Raw genomic sequence first — 20,229 nt, 5'->3', positions numbered from 1 at the left:
GATTAAATCCTTCTTGGTCGAAAGATCTGATCGTAAAGAGGGCGTTTAGTTCAATTCTTATCCCGAGTTCAGGTTAAATATTATCAATAACAATCACTCGGTTTACTTTTTATAAAATTGGCTGCCATCACTAGCCATTTTTACTAACGTATCACACGGTGCGAAACGGTCACCGTACAGTGATTGATAACCTTGTAAAGTTGCCACTAAATTACTTGCACCTAAGGTGTCGATATAACGGAACGGGCCGCCCAAGAATGGCGGGAAGCCAATACCGAATATAGCACCGATGTCACCATCTCTTGCAGAGGCAATAATCCCTTCTTCAAGACAACGAACAGCTTCATTGAGCATTTGAATAGTACAACGCTCTGCCACATCTTTTGCTTCTTTATCCGAAGCGATTAAGATATCGAGCACTTTGTAAACGGATTCATCAACCAATTTGGCTTTTTTAGCTTTAGGTCCGTATTGATAGAAACCTTTACCATTTTTACGACCCTTACGGTCATCGGCTAATAACTTGTCAAATGCTGCAGGTGCTTTAAAGCGATCGCCGAGCTCTTTTTCTAAAATTGGCGAAATTTTAGCACCTACGTCAATGCCCACTTCATCAAGCAAAGTCATCGGTCCCACAGGGAAACCAAACTTCACTAATGCGCGATCTAGGTGTTCAACACGTTGACCTTCAAGTAATAACTGCGCAGCTTCGTTCATATACAGGGCTAGAATACGGTTTACATAAAAACCTGCGCCGTCTTGAACCACAATAGGTGTCTTTCCTTGCTTGCGTGCAAACGCCACTGTAGTTGCAATCGTTTCTGGCGATGTGGTTTTATGGGCAATCACCTCAACTAACGGCATTTTTTCTACCGGAGAAAAGTAATGTAGGCCAATCACATTTTCAGGACGACTTGCCGCTGCGGCAATCTGACCAATCGGTAATGAAGACGTATTAGAAGCAAAAATGGTGTTTTCACCACATTCACGCTCAACGTCTTGAACCATTTTATGTTTAAGTGCTAAATCTTCAAATACCGCTTCAACAACGATATCGGCATCTTTAATACCTGTATATTCAGTCGTCGTTGTCATTAATGCCATGATATTGTCACGCGCTATAGGTGTCATATGACGACGCTTAACGCCTTTATCTAGCAGTTTGTAAGCATATGATAGTGCGTTACTTAATCCCTGCTCTGAAATGTCTTTGACACGCGCTGGAATTTTAGCTTTAGTGGTTGTTACAGACGCAATACCACCGCCCATTAACCCACCGCCTAATACCATTACTTTTTTAACTTTGCGTGGCACAGCACCTTCAGCACCAGTTTCTTTTTTCATTTCAGTGGTGGCAAAGAACAAGCTACGTAATGCTGCCGACTCTTTCGACATCACTAAATTAGCAAAATGAGTTGCTTCAACCTCAAGCCCTTTCACCATGCCTTTATTCATACCTTGACGAACACAATCGATGATTTTAGCTGGCGCAGGATAATTCCCCTGAGTTTTTTTCATTACCTGTTTGCGAGCTTGATCAAACATAATATCGCGAGTAAATGAAGATGATTCTAAAAACTGATTAATTTTAGATTGCACCACAGGTTTTGCAGCTTGTTTACTTTTTTTTGCTAGCTCTATCGCGGTTTCAAGCAAAATAGAGTTAGGCACAACATCATTCACTAACCCCATTTTTAATGCTTGTTTAGGACGAATTTGCTTGCCAGTAAGCATCATATCTAACGCAGTTGCAATTCCGACTAGTCGAGGTAAACGCTGAGTACCGCCGCCGCCGGGCAACAAACCCAGTTGCACTTCAGGCACCCCTAGCATGGTTTTTTTATCGTCACTGCATACGCGTAAATGACACGCTAGCGCTAATTCTAAGCCACCACCTAAACAAGCACCATTGATAGCAGCAACAACAGGAATTGATAATCCTTCAAGCTCAGAAAAAACCACATGACCTTGTTGTGACAATGCCTTAGCATCAGCTTCACTCTTGCAAGCTGCTAACATGGTGATATCGGCACCGGCAACAAACGAATCAGCCTTACCAGATATAACAACCAAGCCTTTAATGCTGTTATCAGCTTTGATTTCAGTTAATATTTCACTAATTTCAGGACCAAATTGTTCTTTTAAGGTGTTCATGGTTTCGCCAGGAACGTCCATTGTTAAAATGGCAATACCATCGTCACGACGAGCTAAATTAAATGTTTTTTCCATGCTCATTACTCCACCTCCAAAATCATTGCCACACCTAAACCGCCAGCAGCACAAGCAGTTGCTAAACCAGTACCACCACCACGACGCTTAAGTTCATTACACACTTGGGTAATCAAACGCGTACCGGTTGCCGCAAAAGGATGACCATAGGCTAATGAACCGCCTAATACGTTAAACTTACTCATGTCTATTTCGCCTATCGCGCGATTACGACCCAGCTTCTCTGCTGCAAACTTTTTAGAACCAAACATCTGCATATTGGCCAATGTTTGTGCCGCAAATGCTTCGTGCATTTCAATCAGCGTTAAATCTTCTAATTCCATTCCAGCACGTTTTAATGCTAATGGCGTCGCATACGAAGGCCCCATTAACATGTCTTGCCATACATCGATGGCCGTAAACGCATAACTCTTGATGTAACCAATAGGTTGATACCCTAAGGCTTTAGCACGACCTTCACTCATTAAAATAATGGCCGATGCACCATCGGTTAATGGCGTGCTGTTGGCGGCAGTAACGGTACCGTGCTTACGGTCAAATGCGGGACGCAATTTGGCGTAAGACTCTAATACAGAGTTTTCACGAATATTATTATCACGATCAATAAACTGTTTGTAAGGTGGAATATGAGCTGTCATCACTTCTTGTTGAAGCACGCCAGAATTCCACGTTTCAGTAGCCAATGTATGTGAACGATGCGCTAATGCATCTTGATCTGCACGGCTAATGTTGTAAGTCTTAGCCATTTGTTCTGCGGTTTGCCCCATAGACAAACCCGTTGAATACTCAGCAACCGCTGGCGGTACCGGCATCAGGTCTTTCAAGCCTAAACGACGTGCAATCGCAAATTTTTGCTTAAAAGTACGCGCTTTATTTAAATCGACTAAAGCATGTGCAAGCTTTTTTGATACTCCAATAGGTAGTACTGAAGACGAGTCAGACCCACCAGCTAAGCCGATTTCAATATTGCCGGTCATAATTGATTCAGCTACGTTAACCGCCGACTGAAAACTGGTTGCACAAGCTCGGGTGACAGAGTAAGCATCTGTTGACACATTCATGCCAGTACCTAGTACAATTTCACGAGCAATATTGGGTGCTGCAGGCATTTGCACAACTTGACCATAGACAAGCTGCTCAATTAACTGAGAGTCGATTTCAGAGCGAGACAGCAACTCATTAACCACCATTTTGCCCATATCTAGCGCTGATACGCCATGAAAGGCGGTTGCTTGCTTTGCAAATGGTGTTCTTAAACCGGCAACAATCGCAATGCGCTCACCCCGGGAATTTGTTACTTGTTGTCTATCACTCATGTGTCACCCTCTATTATTGTTAGCTTATCTCGGCTCTGCCGGTAAATTTTTATTTTGCCAGATAATCTGGTCAGACCATCAAAGTGTGACCTGATTCTAACTTTTTATTGAATAGTTTTAAACAGGCGTTTACAACTATCTACTTCATAAAGAGTTAAATTGTGTTAATCCTACTAGCCAAAAACCAATAGAATTCATAACATAGGGTGTAATAATCCCAATGCCAACTAAATAAATTGAGTACAGCTATGCCGTTAAGTCGTTTCCACTCACTACGCACCTATTTAGATAATGTTGTCTTAGGTCAACCCGTATTAACTGAGAACTTGCTGATAGCACTTATCGCAAACGGACATTTATTAGTTGAAGGTCCTCCTGGCTTAGCCAAAACTCGTGCAGTAAAAGCATTATGTGATGGAGTAGAAGGCGAGTTTCATCGTATTCAGTTCACTCCCGATTTATTGCCTGCCGATTTAACTGGCACTGATATTTATCGTCAGCAAACAGGGACATTCGAATTTGAAGCGGGGCCAATTTTCCATAATCTAATCCTAGCAGATGAAATTAATCGTGCCCCAGCTAAAGTTCAGTCAGCGCTATTAGAAGCCATGGCTGAAGGCCAGGTTAGCGTTGGTAAAAATAGTTATCCTTTACCACCACTATTCTTAGTGATGGCTACACAGAATCCGCTAGAAAACGAAGGTACTTATCCGCTGCCAGAAGCGCAATTAGATCGTTTTTTAATGCACTTAAATCTCGATTATCCTAGCGCAGAAACCGAAGTCGAAATCTTACGCCAATCGCGTAAAGAGGCCAAAACACATCAGTTGCCTACGATAGACCCCGTCGCACAAGCCGATGTGTTTGCAGCAAGAGATCAGGCATTAGATATTTACTTAGCTGAACCGTTAGAGAAATACATCGTTGAAATTGTGATGGCGACTCGACAACCTGCGCGCTACAGTGCTGATTTAGCTAAATGGCTTGAATATGGTGTCAGTCCTCGCGCCACAATTTCACTGGAACGTTGCGCCAGAGCGCGTGCTTGGTTACATGAACGAGACTTTGTTTCACCAGAAGACATTCAAGCTGTTGCGCCTAATGTGTTACGTCACCGTTTGTTACTCAGTTATCAAGCGCAAGCGGAAGGCGTTACGGCAGATCAGGTGATTGATCACATTCTTAGTCAAGTTGCCGTACCGTAAATGTTGCAGCACGAGCACCTATTATTAAGCATGATTAGATTATGATGAACCCAACTAATTCATTACCACTTTACAGTGATGGTGTGAGCTTAAATGAGCAAGAGCTTATTGCTTGTCAAAGCTTATCCCGCGCCATACCCGATCGCAAATCGCGGGCGAAAGCAGCATTGTCTGGTCACCGAAGCAGCCAAATAAAAGGCCGCGGTATGGAGTTTGCTGAAGTACGTCATTACCAAAATGGAGATGACGTTCGTACTATAGACTGGCGAGTCACTGCACGAACAGGTGTTGCACATACTAAGTTGTTTGTTGAAGAACGCGAACGCCCTATCCTGCTATTGATAGACTTGAGCCACAGCTTATACTTTGGCTCCCAGCTACTATTACAATCGGTACAAGTGGCTCATTTAGCCACAACGTTAGGTTGGAATGCCATTAACCATGGCGATAGACTCGGGGCATTAATTGCCAGTGAAAGTACTCACTTAGAGCTAAAGCCACGTAGTCGCCGTCAAGGTATTTTACAGTTAACCTCAGGGTTAATTAATGTCCATCAACAACAATTAAACAAAATAAATCAATTATCACCCGATCCCGGCCATATGTTTAAAGCCTGCCAACGGCTACAGCGCATTGCTAAGCCTGGGTCACTGATTTGGATTATTACTGACGGCCAACATATCAACCAGCAATGTTTAGCGCCTTTAACAGAGTTGTCGCGTCACTGTGATATTGGTGCCTTTGTGGTAACCGATCCATTAAGGCAGGGAACCTTAGCGTTACCCAAACAATTTTCTTTACCCGTACGAGATGGCCAACAACAACTGACCCTAACACGTCAAAGTTATGAAGCCTGGTTAAGTACTCAGCAACAGCAGTTACAGCAATTCGTCTCATTAATGAATATGATAAAAGTACAACCTAAATTCATCGATGCCGCTAAACCGCTCAGTGCACAATTGGATATTTTACGTTAAATGACCACTGCTAACTTACCAACACAGCCATTGCCGATTGACGCCAAAGCCTCCGCTTTAGCGCAAATGCAAGATATTGTATTACCAGAGCCAATTAGTGCAGTGCCTATCGCACCTGGATATTGGATAATTGCAACAATATTAATAACCTTAGCAATCTGGTTAGTTAAGCGTTTATATAAACAACATCAATATCATGCACCACGAAAAATCGCGCTGACGTTACTAGATAGCTATGATATTGAAGATGATACCTTTGCAGCACAGGTTAACAGCTTACTCAAACGCACCGCACTTACCTATTTACCGCGTGAACACCTCGCTAAACTCAACGGTCAGCCTTGGTTTGATTGGTTAGATACTCGCCTCGCCTCTGGCCAGCAACATAAAATTGGTCAACTATTAATTAAGCGACATCAAGCAAGTGGTTTAGATCAAACCGAAAAAGCTCAATTAAAATCTTTAGCGAAAGCCTGGCTAAGCAATAAACGTCCTTTTAGTGATACAACGTTATCATCCAATAATTCATATCTGGAGGCCAAATGCTAGCATTTTATTGGCCATGGTTATTAATCTTACTGCCGCTTCCGTTGTTGATAAAACGCATCAACATACATAATGTCGGCGGACATCTACAGCTACCCGGCATCGCTACAACGGTTACAGTGTCCAGCTCAGTAAACCGAAAAAGCAGCAGAAAACGTTACTGGCTAATGTGGATATTGTTGTTGTTAGCAATCGCTCGACCACAGTGGCTTGGCGATCCCATAGAATTACCGGCAAAAGGCCGTGATTTAATGATTGCGGTGGATTTATCCGGCAGTATGCAAATTGAAGACATGGTCATAAATGGACAAACTGTTAACAGGTTTACCCTAATACAACATGTACTTAGTGACTTTATCGAACGTCGTAAAGGTGACAGACTCGGACTTATTTTATTTGCTGATCATGCTTATTTACAAGCCCCACTCACCTTAGACCGCCGCTCTGTTGCTACATTTTTAGATGATGCTCAGATAGGTTTAGTCGGCAAGCAAACCGCTATCGGTGAAGCCATTGCACTTGCGGTTAAGCGCTTTGATAAAGTTGACGAAAGTAATCGAGTGCTCATTCTGTTAACGGATGGCTCTAATAATGCAGGTAATATTGAACCAGAAGTCGCCGCACAAATTGCCGCGAAACGTAACATCACTATTTATACTATCGGGGTTGGCGCTGAAATATTAGAACGCCGAACTATTTTTGGAAAAGAGCGCATTAATCCATCAATGGACTTAGACGAAGGCCAACTCAAAAAATTAGCTGCCATGACTAAGGGGCGTTATTTTAGAGCCCGAAACAGTGAAGAGTTAGCCAGCATTTATCAAGAAATAGACAAGTTAGAACCGGTGAGTCGTGATCAATTGAGTTATCGTCCCAAAAGTGAGTTATTTTATTGGCCGTTATTAATGTCATTACTGATTAGTTTTTTAATCAGTTTGCAGCAACAATGGCCTGCCCAGTTATTGGCTAAAACCAACCAGACTAAAACTAACCAAACCAAAGAGGCGAATCAATAATGATCCATTTCATTCGCCCTGAATGGCTATTAGGGTTCATCCCGGTATTAATATTAAGTGCATTATTTTGGCGTAAACATAGCCAGCAATCAGCATGGAAACAATATATCGCCCCACATTTAAGTCAGTTACTAATCAGCCAAACGGTTGAGAAAAGTCATCAGCCCAAATGGCTATTAATTGCCAGTTGGATAGTCGCCGTGATTGCGCTTTCAGGGCCGGCATTAAATAAACAAAATCTGCCAGTATTTGCAACCGAACAAGGTCGAGTGCTCATTATGGATATGTCTCAGTCCATGTATGCCACCGACTTAAGTCCAAATCGCTTGTCCTACGCTAAATTTAGAGCGACCGACTTATTAAATGAATTAAAAGAAGGCGAAACAGGGTTGATTGCCTATGCTGGTGATGCTTATACCATTAGCCCGTTAACCCGCGACCGTGACACTATTTTAAACTTACTGCCAACATTATCACCCGATATTATGCCCACTAAAGGATCTAACTTAACAGCGGCGTTATCTCTAGCAGAAAAACTATTGGCTCAAGGTGGTCATGTCAGTGGCGATATTATTGTCATGACCGATGGCATTTCTGCACAACAATTTAATCAAGCAAGCAGCGCACTTAACAGCCGTTATCGTTTATCGATCATGGCTTTTGGCAGTAAACAAGGTGCACCCATTCGTTTAGCTGATGGTCAATTATTGCGTGATAATAGTAATGAAATCGTTGTCGCTAAAACCGATTACGGTCTATTGCAGAAACTTGTCCAACAACACCAAGGGATCCTTGTGCCAGCTCAAACAGATGGTAGCGATATCTCCACCCTCACCCACTGGCTGGCAACTGATGGCAAGGCAACCGAAACGGATCTTGCAGGCGAAACTTGGCAAGATCTGGGTCCATATTTAGCTATGTTATTAATCATCCCGATGTTAATGAGTTTTAGGCAAGGATTATTAACCCTCATGCTTAGCCCTAGCTTGCTATTCGCTACGGCAATGACATTTAGTCTAGCCAACAGTCAACCAGCACAAGCCTCTGTGTGGCAGGACTTATGGAAAACTAAAGACCAACAAGCACAGTCTGCATTTGAACAAGGTGAATTTACCCAAGCAGCGGAAACATTCGAAAACCAACAATGGCAAGCCTCTGCGCAATACAAAGCCGGTAATTATCAACAAGCGCTAGAAGGCTATGAACAAGACAGCAGCGCCCAAGGTTTATATAACCAAGGGAATGCCCTAATGCAGCTTAAAGATTATCAAGAGGCCATTAAGCGTTATCAACAAGCTATTGCGGCTCAATCACCGTTTACTGAAGCAAAACAGAATTTGACCTTAGCCCAGCAATTGCTTGAACAACAAAAAGAGTCATCAGATCAGCAATCTGATAAATCAGAGCAAGATCCATCTAACTCAAATGATGACAACTCTACATCAGAGCAATCTTCTGATAACAATGAATCTCAACAAGCAGATTCCGACGAATCACAGTCTGGTGAACAGGAAAACCAACAAGGTCAACAAGACCAATCTGGCCAACAAAACCAACAACAGAACGCTGAAAACCAATCTGACAATAAAAATGATCGTTCATCTGATAATAATAAACCGCAATCACAAAGTGATCAGCCATCAGACCGTGATGAACAACAAGATGATAAACAATCCGAATCGTCACAAAACGAAGCACAACAGCAAAATGGTCAGCAACAAAATGGTTCGGATCAACAATCATCAACCTCTGAAGATAACAACACTTCACAGCAATATGATTCAACGCAAGATTCTCCAGCTAGTAACGAATCTAGCATGCAGGCCAGTGCAACTAAAAATGGAGACCAACAAGATGATGGCAACCAAAAAATGAGTGCTGCACCGTCGTCAACAGAGTCAAATACCGAAGACATAAAAGATGGCAAACCATCAGAAATGATCTCGGCTTCACAAATTAATCAAGATGATTTGCCTGCAGATATGCAACGTGCCCTTCGCGCCATAAACGAAGATCCACAAGTGTTAATCCGCAATAAAATGCAGCTTGAATATCAAAAACGTCGTCAAAATAGTCAACCGCCTAAGGAAAATGAACAGTGGTAATCAGAACTTTTTTTAGCCTATTGCTATTCATCATTGCTGCACCGGTATTTGCACTTAGCCAAGTACAAACAACCATAGACCGAAATCCAATTGTTACCGGCGAGTATTTCGTACTCGATATTATTGCCGATGATGATCTAAATGCGGGGGCATTAGATACCTCAGTATTGCTCGATGACTTTATTGTTGGAAGAACTAGCGTTGGCCGCAGCACTAAAATGGTTAACTTTGACACCACCAAAGAAACTCGCTGGCAGGTATTATTGTCACCTAAGTCAGTGGGCAATGTCACCATACCGGCGTTTAACATCAAAGGAATTAGCTCAAACCCAATTACCTTAAAAGTTATTCCACAAGGTTCAACTGCCGACGAAGTACAAAACGTATTTATTAACATCAACACTAGTGCCTCAGAAGCTTATGTCGGCCAATTAATCACTTATAAAGTAAAACTATACCTTGCAGTAGAATTACAACGAGGAGTATTAAGTGCTCCCGTTATTGAAGGCGCGCAAATCAAGCAAATAGGCGAAGACAAAGATGGCAGTGAGATCATTGATGGCCGTCGCTTTAGAGTAATTGAACGCACTTACGGTATTATTGCCGATCTGCCAGGGGAGTTAGTTATCAACGGCGCCAGTTTCTCAGGCGATGTACTTGTTGAAGCCCCTAGACGCGGAGGTATGTTTGGCTTTAATGAAAGTCGGCCAATGCAAACAGAAGCGGAAAGAGAAGTCATTCAAATCAATTCAACACCACCAAGTTACCAAGGAAAATGGTTAGTCAGCGATATTGCGGTATTAAAAGAGACGTGGCCGGACGATATCAACGAATTTGAAGTGGGCAGCCCAATTACCCGCACAATTAGTTTAATTGCATCTAATACCGATGACACTAGTTTACCCGACATCGATATTCCACTGGCCGACGGCTTAAAAGCTTATCCAGAAAAGCCGTTAAGACAAACTTTTGTTCGCGACAATCAAGTGGTATCACAATACAGTATCACTACTGCTATTGTGCCAACAAAACCAGGTACTTATACTCTACCTGAGATAAATGTTCCTTGGTGGAACCCACATCTTAAAAAGCAACAATTTGCCACATTGCCAGCCCGCACGATTAACGTGATAGGCAGCACAACGGCTACGACAGATATTCCACCAGCGGATAGTTTTAGCGCAGTTCAAGCCAGCGGATATTGGCCGTTACTGAGTGCTGTTCTGGCGGTATTATGGCTCATCACTTTAGTATTATGGCGTAAAGCAGCATCGGTAAACCGCACGTTGCCACAATTTAATCAAGACAATAAAAACCTCAAAATACCTAGAAAAACAGCAACGACTGGACTCAATGCAATTATTCATGCATGCGACCGTAACGACAGCAGTGCGGCGATTATTGCGGTACAAGCCTACTTTAGCGAACGTTTAGGTAAATTGATGACTTTGACTCAAATCAGCGGTTTATCAGAACAATTAGCGTTAGCAATGAATAAGCTACAAGCAGACAAATACAGCAATAAACCACAAGCGATTGATAAAAAATCGTTAATGGATGCCATTTTGGCTTATCAACAACCCCCTCTCGCCAATAAAAAATCAATAATAGCAGAGCTAAATCCATAACATTAAAAAGCTAATAGTAGCTAGATGCTGCTATTTAGCTTGCTATTAATCCTCCTCCTTTTTAAGCTGTTACATATTATTAACTCAAAAAAGTTAAAAAATGTTTGATTCATTGCGAAAGAAAAAGTCCGAACCTGCGGTCTTATCTGAGATGCTAACAAAACAACGACGATACGATAGCCTTGTCAGGGCTCTTCACACCGACATATTTCGCTACGCCTTTTGGTTGTGTGGTGATAAACATGTTGCTGAAGATATTACTCAAGAAACGTTCTTAAGGGCGTGGCGTTCTTTGGACTCATTAAATGACGAAAAAGCGGCTAAAGCCTGGCTAATTACCATTTTAAGACGGGAAAATGCCAGACGTTTTGAGCGTAAACAATTTGACTACAGCGACGTAGAACAAGATTTACTTGAAGATGTACTATCGACAAGTCATGAAGAAGATACCGAGCAGTATTGGTTACGTCGTCAAATAGGTAAACTCGATATCGAATATCGAGAGCCGTTGTTATTGCAGCTGATTGGCGGGTTTAGTGGTGAAGAGATTGCCACCATGCTAGAACTCAATCGAAATACGGTAATGACCCGTTTATTTAGAGCCAGAAACCAGTTAAAAGACGCTCTCGAAGCACCAGAGGTAAGAGGTCAATCAAATGGATGATCTACAGTTTCGTCGCCATGCATACGGTGACCCCAATAATCAAGCCGACGATTTTTTAGCTCATTTAGCTGAAAATGAAGACGATGCTAAATTTGTCAAAGATCTACAAGCATTTGATCATAGACTCACTCAAGCACTCAATATTAGCGTGCCTGATGGGCTTGCTGATAAGTTAATTTTACGACAGCAATTGAGTCAGCATCAAAAAAACAAAAAACAGACCCGTTACTTAATGGCAATGGCTGCTTCAGTTGCCTTTATTGTGGGAGTTAGCTTTAGTTTATTACGCTTCACGCCAGTAAACTTAGGGGAAAACTCGTTGGCTCATGTTCATCATGAAACCAAAGCATTAGTGATGGAACAGGATATTGGTTTTAATGACGTAAACTTTAAACTAGCCAGTTTAGAAGGATTAAGTGATTCGAAATTTATCCAACAACCAGGCCGTGTTTTTTACACCTCTTATTGCGACTTCCAAGGTGTTAAATCATTGCATTTAGTGATGGCTGACGAGAACGGAAACAAAATCACTTTGTTTATTGTGCCCGTCGAAAGTCGTATTGTGTTAGAAGAAGCATTTGCAGACAATCAATACAAAGGCCAAAGTTTTCAAACAGCCGACGCCTATATGGTGTTAGTGGGTGAGCCCGCTTCTGACCTTGAGTTTGTCAAAAAAGAAGTTGAAAACACCTTTATTTAATTTATAAATTAATGATTTAAAATCCGCTACTTCATTGGAATAGCGGATTTTTTTTCATATTAAAAAATCAAAGTGTGAACTAGATCAAACTTCTGCTAGCATGTCGACCATAAAAATAATCACCTGGAAGCAATATGGAAATTCAAACACCAATCATCATTACCTTTATCGGATATCTTGCCTTAATGATGGGTATCGGTTACTGGGCTTATCGTAAAACAGACACTGTTGATGATTACATTCTCGGTGGTCGCAAAATGGGGCCCGCAGTAACAGCGTTAAGTGTTGGCGCATCAGATATGTCTGGTTGGTTGTTATTAGGCTTACCTGGCGCGGTGTATTTAAGTGGTTTAGGTGAAGCCTGGATTGGATTTGGGTTAGTGTTTGGTGCGTGGCTTAATTGGCTATTTGTTGCAAAACGACTGCGAATTTATACCCAAGTTGCCAATAATTCTTTGACGTTACCCGATTTTTTTGAAAACCGTTTTAATGACTCTCATGGACTATTGAAATTGGTTTCGGCATTAACGATCCTGATCTTTTTCACTTTCTATGCTTCTTCAGGCATGGTGGGCGGTGCGATATTATTTGAAAAAGTATTCGGCCTCGATTATAACCTCGCCTTACTGATCGGTTCATTCATCATTGTGTCTTATACTTTCGTAGGTGGATTTTTTGCCGTCAGCTGGACTGACTTCTTTCAAGGCTGCTTAATGTTAATTGCATTATTAATTGTACCCATTGCAATTTTCAGCCAACCCGATACTCAAGCAAGTTTTGAACAAATCGATCCTGCTATGTTGTCGTTTATTAACGAAAACACCACCGTCATTGGACTCGTGTCGCTATTGGCGTGGGGATTAGGTTATTTCGGCCAACCGCATATTTTATCTCGTTTTATGGCTATCGGCAGTCCAAAAGATTTAGTGTTATCTCGTCGTATCGCCATGAGCTGGATGTTAGTGTCGTTAGTTGGTGCCTTAGCAACGGGTATTGCCGGTAGTCTTTATTTTGCTGCAGAGCCACTTGAGAACTCAGAAACAGTATTTATTCATTTAGCCCATGCCGCTTTTAATCCATGGATTGGCGGCTTGCTGATTGCAGCTATTTTGTCTGCCATTATGAGTACTATTGACTCACAATTACTGGTTTGCTCTAGTGTCATCACAGAAGACTTTTACCTTAAATGGTTACGTCCACAAGCCAGCAGTAAAGAGTTAATGTTAGTAGGCCGTATTGGCGTTATTGCCATTGCATTAGTAGCCGGCGTTGTCGCACTTAATCCTGAAAGCAGCGTATTAGGACTCGTCAGTTATGCATGGGCTGGGTTTGGAGCTGCATTTGGTCCCGTGGTGTTATTATCACTCTTTTGGCAAGGTTATAGCCGTAATGGTGCGATATCAACCATTCTAGTGGGTGCTCTTACCGTTGTCGTGTGGAAACAACTGACTGGCGGTATTTTTGAGTTGTATGAAATCGTCCCTGGATTTATTTTCGCAATGTTAGTGGGGGTAATCGTCAGTAAAATGTCACAACCAACACCGAAAACTATCGCCGACTTTGCCGATTTTCGTGAATCTTTAAAAACACAATAAACTCCAATAAAAGGCTGTATTAGTCATTTTAATAGCTCAACCGCTGTAATTGCAGAGGTTGAGCTACTAATCTTATAATCGAGTGTCAATACCAACGAATGACCTAACAAGCTTCGATAAATCTCATCTGATTAGTCTCTAAAATCCACTATGAATAAACTTTAACTTAAACTAACTGCACAGTAATGGTTGTCTAAAACTGCTGATAAATTTACATATACTGCCATGCTATCAAACACCTACTTCACCATTAAAAACCAGAATTAACTTAATATTAACAACAACTAACATCTGGTCGGAGTTGTTACATTAGTCACACTTACCTAATATGCCTAAAATTTTGACCGTCAAATGCTTGAAGTGAATAAACTTTGTGCAAAACGGTAATAATAAATGGGACATAATAATGAATAAATTCCACAAGACCCTCATTGCTACCGCGGTAGGCCTACTCAGTGCACAAGCGTCCGCTGCTGGTTTTCAGTTAAACAGCCAATCTGCTACTGGTATTGGTCGTGCAATGGCGGGTGATGCCGTTATTGCTGACAACGCATCGGTTCTATCTCGTAATCCTGCAGCCATGGCTCTTTTTGATGAAACAGCACTATCTTTAGGTGTTGTTTATGCAGACATTGATGTATCAGTATCTGATGCACAAGGCAGTTTTGCCGGACAAGACGTTGCTTTTGGTAGTGAGCATAATGCAGCAGAAGCAAAAGTTATCCCCAATTTTTATTACATCAATCCAATTAATGACAAAATGGCGTTTGGCGTTGCGGTATTCAGTAACTACGGCACTGGCACCGATTTAGGTGACTTGGCAAACAGAACCCCTACCATTAGCGGCAATGCAGTACCACTGCCACCTCCAGTAGACTTACTCGGTAATACAGAAGTGGTTACTATTAACTTCAACACCAGTATGTCTTATCGCATTAATGATGAGTTCAGTTTTGGTTTTGGTGTTGATGCCGTTTACGGCAGCGGAACCTTAACTCGTACTAGCGAAAACCCACAGATTGGCAGTCTAGTCGATGTCGATGCAGATGGTTGGGCATTAGGTGGGATTGTTGGTGTTGTGTATGAAGTTAATCCAGATAATCGCTTTGGTTTAAGTTATCGTATTAGCCCAAAACTTACCGCCAAAGGTGATGTAAATTATCTTTACACTGAATACAATGAAATTGATATTCCTATCGCTGATATTGCTCAGTTTGCCGGTTTCCACCAGCTAACGGATAAATTTGCCGTGCATTACACTGCACAGTGGACTAATTGGAGTGCATTCGACAAAATCGTGGTTAAAGATGGTGCCAATGGTGTCGACCAAGCAGATTTAAAAGAATACCACTGGAAAGATTCGTGGTTCTTAAGCCTAGGCGCGACTTATAACCTCACTCAAGACTGGACTTTACGCGCAGGTGTCGCAACCGATCAGGGCGTAGTTAATCAGCATTCATCATTATCAATACCTGATTCTGATCGCACTTGGTACACCGCGGGTGTGAGTTACGATTTAAATGCAAAATCAAGCGTTGATTTAGGTATCGCTTTTGTACGCGGAGAAGATGTTACTGTACTAGAAAATAGTAACCTTCTTGCTCAAGTGCCTGGCTACAACAGTGAGATTTCAGCACAAACGCGTTCAAATGCGGTTTACTACTCAGTACAATATAACTACAGTTTTTAATTAGCAGTATTTACCCTTTTTTAGTCCGCTCACCACGGGCTAGAAGTTTCCAACCAAGCCGCCTTTTATTGTTAATTGGCGGTTTTTTTATGCCATTTATATCATAGGGTTCTAATCTATACGATTTTACAATATATCGGTTGCTTAACGGTGCAAAGTCCATTAGAATTTTCTTATAGACTTCACATTAGGCTATCACTATGTCTCGCTTATCTAATAATTTATTCCTCGGCACAATTCTCGCAACAACGATACTAGCCACAATAGTATCCTATACAGTGCAAGCCTCTGATGTTGCTACATTAAAGCTAGAGTATTCAGAACAATATCAACCCCGTATTTATGATGCAAAAATTGAAGCAATTAAAGCGGCAACGATTTCTGCACAAACCTCAGGGCGGATTATTAATATTCATTTTGATGTGAATGATCTCGTCCCACAAGGCGCTGCATTATTAGAAATTACCAATAAAGAGCAAGGCGCAGGATACGCGGGGGCAGAAGCGGATCTCGCTAAAGCAGAAGCGCTAAACAGTGAGGCCCAAGCACAATATCTTCGTTATAAAACATTGTTTCCCAAGGGCGCCATATCAAAAGGTGCCATGGATGAAGCCACTGCCAAAGCAAAATCCAGCAAACAAGCAGTCAGTGCTGCTCAAGCACAGTTAATAAAGGCCAAAGAGAGTTTAAATTACACTGTCGTGAGTGCGCCTTTTAGTGGCCGAATGACCCATCGATTTATCGAACAAGGTGAAACCATATCTTACGGCCAAGCGTTGTTCTCTGGCTACGATACTCAACACCTTAGAGCTGTATTTCAAATTCCACAGCAAGACGTTGCTCAGGTGCAACAACAGGAGCAAGTGAGTGTTCAATTGTTCAACGGCGATGAAATCATTTCAAATGATATTAACGTCTATCAATTTGCCGATCCGTTAACTCATCAGCATCAAGTCAGAGTCAATATTGATGCCAGTAACATGGAAGACGTCATTGTAGGTCAGTGGATTAAGGTAGTCGTTAACTTCCCTAGTCGAACGAGTTTAATGATCCCATTATCGGCCATACATCAAGTCAGTGACTTAACGTCAGTGTATCGTAAACATTCAGACAAGATTGTGCTTAACCAAGTGCGTATCGGCCGAGTAGACCATCAGAATAATACTGCTGAAGTATTATCAGGGTTAATGGAAGGCGATGAAATTGTTATCGATGCTGGACGATATTTAATTATGTCCTCAGCAGCGAAAGGTCAGGAGTAAACCTGATGACAACACCTAATGAATCGATAAAACTTGGCCTTTCAGGCTCAATAGCAAAAGCATTTCAACACAGTGCCATTACCCCATTACTGGCTATTCTAGGTTTATTACTCGGCCTTTTTGCGGTGATTATTACCCCCAAAGAAGAAGAACCTCAAATTGATGTGACTTTTGCTGATGTGTTTATCCCCTACCCTGGAGCCACACCGACGGAGGTTGAAAATCAGGTCACCTTACCTGCAGAACGGATAATTTCTCAAATAAAAGGCATTGATACCCTGTACTCATTTTCCCAGCCCGATGGCGCGCTCATTATCGCTATTTTTGACGTCGGCGTTCCACGAGATGAAGCTGTGGTTAATTTGTACAATCAACTGTATTCAAACAGCGATAAGTTTAACCATGCAGCAGGCATTGGTGAGCCGTTAATCAAACCTAGAGGTATTGACGACGTACCTATAGTGGGGTTAACGCTCTGGTCTCAAGATCCAAACATCACTGCAGAGCAGCTTACCTTGGTCGCATCGGGCCTAGAAACAGAGCTAAAACGGATACCGGGTACTCGAGAGATTTATAGCCAAGGTGGCCACGAGATGGTGTTAAATGTGCGTATTGATCCTGTCAAGATGAACAGTTTCGGCGTAACGTTCAACGATATTAGTGCCACATTACAAGATAATAACCAACTGTCTACAGTCGGCTCTATGACACAGTTTAATCAAGAAATAAAACTGCAAGCGGGGCAGTTTTTACGCACGCCAGATGATGTTAATAATCTGCTGATTAAAGTTAGTCAACCCGAATCTATAACGGAGAAAAGTCCATTTCCTCGTGCAGTTTATTTATCTGATGTCGCCGATGTGAGCCTTAAAAGTGATATTCCTAAACAACATGTTTGGCACGTAACAGATAAGGGGACTTACCCGGCTATAACCATCGCGATTGGTAAACAGGCGGGGCAAAATGCCGTCGACATTGCAGATGCCGTATTAGCTAAAATCGATGCTGTCGATAACGTATTAATTCCCAATAATGTCAATGTCGCTATCTCTCGCAACTACGGTAAAACCGCTGGAGATAAATCTAATACGCTTATTTTCAAATTGATTTTTGCCACATCTGCGGTAGTACTACTGGTATTTTTCACCATGGGACTTCGTGAGTCTGCCGTCGTTGGTGTAGCCATTATCATTACTCTCGCCATAACCTTATTTGCATCTTGGGCATGGGGATTCACTCTAAACCGAATTTCATTGTTCGCACTTATATTCTCCATTGGTATCTTGGTCGATGATGCCATCGTGGTGGTAGAGAATATTCATCGGCATATGGCAATGAGTGATAAACCCATAAGCGAGCTCATCCCTCATGCCGTTGATGAAGTCGGTGGGCCAACGATATTAGCTACCTTCACCGTTATCGCCGCCCTATTGCCAATGGCGTTCGTATCTGGACTAATGGGTCCATACATGAGCCCAATTCCGATTAATGCCAGTATGGGAATGATTATTTCGCTATTAATCGCGTTTATTATGACCCCATGGTTAAGCCGCATATTGTTAAAACCTCACAAAAAGATACATAGTTCAAACAATAAAGCGCCTGACACAAGTATCCCAGTAGAAGAAGACAATCGATTAACGCGTCTATTTACGCGAATAATGAGTCCTTTTTTACTCGGCGAACATGCGCCAAAAGCGCGAAAAGGCTTGGCTTTAGGGATCGTATTATTGATTGCCTTCGCTATCGCCTTACCTGTAATGCAAGCTGTAGTACTAAAAATGCTGCCTTTTGATAATAAGTCTGAGTTTCAGGTAATGGTTGATATGCCTGAAGGCACCCCTGTGGAACAAACTCAAAGAGTATTACAAGATCTCAGTCAATATCTCAGCAGTGTGGAAGAAGTTGAGCATTTACAGTTGTACGCGGGCACCCATGCACCTATGAATTTTAATGGCTTAGTACGACATTATTTTTTACGCAGCAGCCAAGAACTCGGTGAAATTCAGGTCAATCTAGTGGATAAAAAACATCGAGACCGCGACAGTCATACCATTGCATCATCTGTACGCGAGCCGTTGCAAAAAATTGGTCTACGTTATCAAGCCAATATCAAAATTGTTGAGGTACCACCAGGGCCACCGGTTTGGTCGCCTATAGTTGCTGAGGTTTATGCGCCTAACACCGAATTACGTGAACAAGCAGCCAATGACTTATTGCAACGTTTCAGAGATACCGAATACGTCGTTGATATGGATATATATTTGCCAGCGCAACAACAAAAGTGGCAAGTGATCATTGATCGAAATAAAGCCAGCTTAATGGGTGTTTCTTACGCCAGTATTGTGGATACGATCAGCACTGCTGTTGATGGTAAGGATGTCAGTTACTTGCATCAAGCACAGTTAGCTCATCCCACGCCGATTAGATTACAGCTTGATGAAGCCGCTAAAGTAGATCTAAAGCAAGTCTTGTTATTACGCCTACCGACTCAATCAGGTGAAACAGTACCGCTAACTGAATTAGTTAAGGTGCAACAACAAGTGATTAATGCACCCATTATCCATAAAAATATGGTGCCTATGATAATGGTTATTGCCGATATGGCAGGGCCAACGGGTAGCCCACTTTATGGCATGTTCGATATGGTCAGCCAGATTAATCAGCAAAATGAAAAAGGTGACACTAGTTATCTAATTCAACAAAATTTGGTTAATCAACCTGATGGATTAACCGACGTGTCGATTCTATGGGATGGTGAATGGAAAATAACATATGAAACCTTCCGCGATATGGGCATTGCTTATGCCGTTGGTATGATTGCTATTTACTTACTTGTTGTGGGTCAATTTAAATCTTATATCGTGCCGTTAATCATCATGGCGCCCATTCCATTAACCATCATAGGTGTTATGCCTGGGCACGCTTTATTAGGCGCTCAATTCACGGCTCCTTCTATGATAGGCATGATAGCGCTGGCAGGCATTATTGTCCGAAACTCAATTTTGCTGGTTGATTTCATTAATCAACAAACTGCCGCAGGCGTTCCGTTAGAACAAGCGGTTATCCACTCTGGCGCGGTAAGGGCAAAGCCCATTATGTTGACAGCATTAGCAGCAATAATTGGGGCATTATTTATTATTGATGACCCTATTTTTAACGGTTTAGCCATTAGTTTAATATTTGGGATTTTTATCTCAACTATTTTAACCTTGGTGGTGATTCCAGTGTTGTATTTTTCAGTAATGAAACATAAGCATGTGTAACAAAATTATATTATTCACTGGGCATCGCCC

Annotated in this window: 14 protein-coding genes; 12 read left to right on the top strand and 2 right to left on the bottom strand. The window is 41.9% G+C overall.

Annotation, left to right across the window (positions count from 1 at the left end):
- Positions 1-102: 102 nt before the first annotated feature.
- Together fadJ and fadI are read right to left on the bottom strand one after the other, a co-directional pair.
- On the bottom strand, positions 103-2,229 hold the full coding sequence (fadJ, locus tag AAEY99_RS18040; protein ID WP_101087200.1) for a fatty acid oxidation complex subunit alpha FadJ: 2,127 nt from the start codon (positions 2,227-2,229) through the stop codon (positions 103-105).
- Between the two features lie 5 nt (positions 2,230-2,234).
- Positions 2,235-3,545, bottom strand: a complete 1,311-nt coding sequence (gene fadI / locus AAEY99_RS18035) for an acetyl-CoA C-acyltransferase FadI (protein WP_059744448.1) — start codon at positions 3,543-3,545, stop codon at positions 2,235-2,237.
- Between the two features lie 248 nt (positions 3,546-3,793).
- Here fadI and AAEY99_RS18030 point away from each other — a divergent pair, with 248 nt between their 5' ends.
- The 12 genes from AAEY99_RS18030 (at position 3,794) to AAEY99_RS17975 (ending at position 20,199) form a co-directional block, all read left to right on the top strand.
- A complete protein-coding gene (locus tag AAEY99_RS18030) occupies positions 3,794-4,750 on the top strand; it encodes an AAA family ATPase (RefSeq protein WP_351011458.1) in 957 nt (318 codons plus the stop codon).
- 41 nt (positions 4,751-4,791) lie between these two features.
- Positions 4,792-5,727 carry a DUF58 domain-containing protein gene (locus tag AAEY99_RS18025; protein WP_351011456.1) on the top strand — a complete coding sequence of 312 codons (936 nt, stop codon included), beginning with the start codon at positions 4,792-4,794 and terminating at the stop codon, positions 5,725-5,727.
- Complete coding sequence (locus AAEY99_RS18020; RefSeq protein WP_101086590.1) at positions 5,728-6,276, top strand: DUF4381 domain-containing protein; 549 nt, start codon at positions 5,728-5,730, stop codon at positions 6,274-6,276.
- Positions 6,270-7,289, top strand: coding sequence for a vWA domain-containing protein (locus AAEY99_RS18015; protein ID WP_101086589.1), 1,020 nt, complete (start codon positions 6,270-6,272; stop codon positions 7,287-7,289). The genes AAEY99_RS18020 and AAEY99_RS18015 overlap by 7 nt, the downstream gene beginning before the upstream one ends.
- Positions 7,289-9,394, top strand: a complete 2,106-nt coding sequence (locus AAEY99_RS18010; protein WP_101086588.1) for a VWA domain-containing protein — start codon at positions 7,289-7,291, stop codon at positions 9,392-9,394. Before AAEY99_RS18015 ends, AAEY99_RS18010 begins: the two co-directional genes overlap by 1 nt.
- Positions 9,388-11,022: a BatD family protein gene (locus AAEY99_RS18005; protein ID WP_101086587.1), complete on the top strand. Its 1,635-nt coding sequence runs from the start codon at positions 9,388-9,390 to the stop codon at positions 11,020-11,022. Before AAEY99_RS18010 ends, AAEY99_RS18005 begins: the two co-directional genes overlap by 7 nt.
- Positions 11,023-11,122: 100 nt before the next feature.
- Entirely contained in the window at positions 11,123-11,686 is a 564-nt protein-coding gene (locus AAEY99_RS18000) for a sigma-70 family RNA polymerase sigma factor (protein ID WP_011638133.1), read from the top strand.
- Positions 11,679-12,386 (top strand): DUF3379 domain-containing protein, encoded by a 708-nt coding sequence (locus tag AAEY99_RS17995; protein ID WP_351011453.1) that lies wholly within the window; start codon positions 11,679-11,681, stop codon positions 12,384-12,386. The genes AAEY99_RS18000 and AAEY99_RS17995 overlap by 8 nt, the downstream gene beginning before the upstream one ends.
- Before the next feature lie 134 nt (positions 12,387-12,520).
- On the top strand, positions 12,521-13,981 hold the full coding sequence (gene putP, locus AAEY99_RS17990; RefSeq protein ID WP_351011451.1) for a sodium/proline symporter PutP: 1,461 nt from the start codon (positions 12,521-12,523) through the stop codon (positions 13,979-13,981).
- A 406-nt stretch (positions 13,982-14,387) separates the two neighbouring features.
- Entirely contained in the window at positions 14,388-15,671 is a 1,284-nt protein-coding gene (locus AAEY99_RS17985) for an OmpP1/FadL family transporter (protein ID WP_101086584.1), read from the top strand.
- Between the two features lie 200 nt (positions 15,672-15,871).
- Entirely contained in the window at positions 15,872-16,933 is a 1,062-nt protein-coding gene (locus AAEY99_RS17980; RefSeq protein WP_101086583.1) for an efflux RND transporter periplasmic adaptor subunit, read from the top strand.
- A gap of 5 nt (positions 16,934-16,938) precedes the next feature.
- Positions 16,939-20,199: an efflux RND transporter permease subunit gene (locus AAEY99_RS17975; protein ID WP_101086582.1), complete on the top strand. Its 3,261-nt coding sequence runs from the start codon at positions 16,939-16,941 to the stop codon at positions 20,197-20,199.
- Positions 20,200-20,229 lie beyond the last annotated feature (30 nt).

Source organism: Shewanella sp. S1-58-MNA-CIBAN-0166 (assembly GCF_040310085.1).
Taxonomy (GTDB): Bacteria; Pseudomonadota; Gammaproteobacteria; order Enterobacterales; family Shewanellaceae; genus Shewanella.
This window is presented reverse-complemented; position numbering and strand designations above follow the sequence as displayed.

Excerpts from the sequence above, each read along its gene's own strand:
- fadI (WP_059744448.1), bottom strand. The coding sequence starts at position 3,545 with ATGAGTGATAGACAACAAGTAACAAATTCCCGGGGTGAGCGCATTGCG.
- AAEY99_RS18010 (WP_101086588.1), top strand. The coding sequence starts at position 7,289 with ATGATCCATTTCATTCGCCCTGAATGGCTATTAGGGTTCATCCCGGTA.
- AAEY99_RS17980 (WP_101086583.1), top strand. The coding sequence starts at position 15,872 with ATGTCTCGCTTATCTAATAATTTATTCCTCGGCACAATTCTCGCAACA.
- AAEY99_RS18000 (WP_011638133.1), top strand. The coding sequence starts at position 11,123 with ATGTTTGATTCATTGCGAAAGAAAAAGTCCGAACCTGCGGTCTTATCT.
- putP (WP_351011451.1), top strand. The coding sequence starts at position 12,521 with ATGGAAATTCAAACACCAATCATCATTACCTTTATCGGATATCTTGCC.
- AAEY99_RS18015 (WP_101086589.1), top strand. The coding sequence starts at position 6,270 with ATGCTAGCATTTTATTGGCCATGGTTATTAATCTTACTGCCGCTTCCG.
- AAEY99_RS18025 (WP_351011456.1), top strand. The coding sequence starts at position 4,792 with ATGATGAACCCAACTAATTCATTACCACTTTACAGTGATGGTGTGAGC.
- AAEY99_RS18030 (WP_351011458.1), top strand. The coding sequence starts at position 3,794 with ATGCCGTTAAGTCGTTTCCACTCACTACGCACCTATTTAGATAATGTT.
- AAEY99_RS17985 (WP_101086584.1), top strand. The coding sequence starts at position 14,388 with ATGAATAAATTCCACAAGACCCTCATTGCTACCGCGGTAGGCCTACTC.
- AAEY99_RS17995 (WP_351011453.1), top strand. The coding sequence starts at position 11,679 with ATGGATGATCTACAGTTTCGTCGCCATGCATACGGTGACCCCAATAAT.
- AAEY99_RS18020 (WP_101086590.1), top strand. The coding sequence starts at position 5,728 with ATGACCACTGCTAACTTACCAACACAGCCATTGCCGATTGACGCCAAA.
- fadJ (WP_101087200.1), bottom strand. The coding sequence starts at position 2,229 with ATGGAAAAAACATTTAATTTAGCTCGTCGTGACGATGGTATTGCCATT.
- AAEY99_RS17975 (WP_101086582.1), top strand. The coding sequence starts at position 16,939 with ATGACAACACCTAATGAATCGATAAAACTTGGCCTTTCAGGCTCAATA.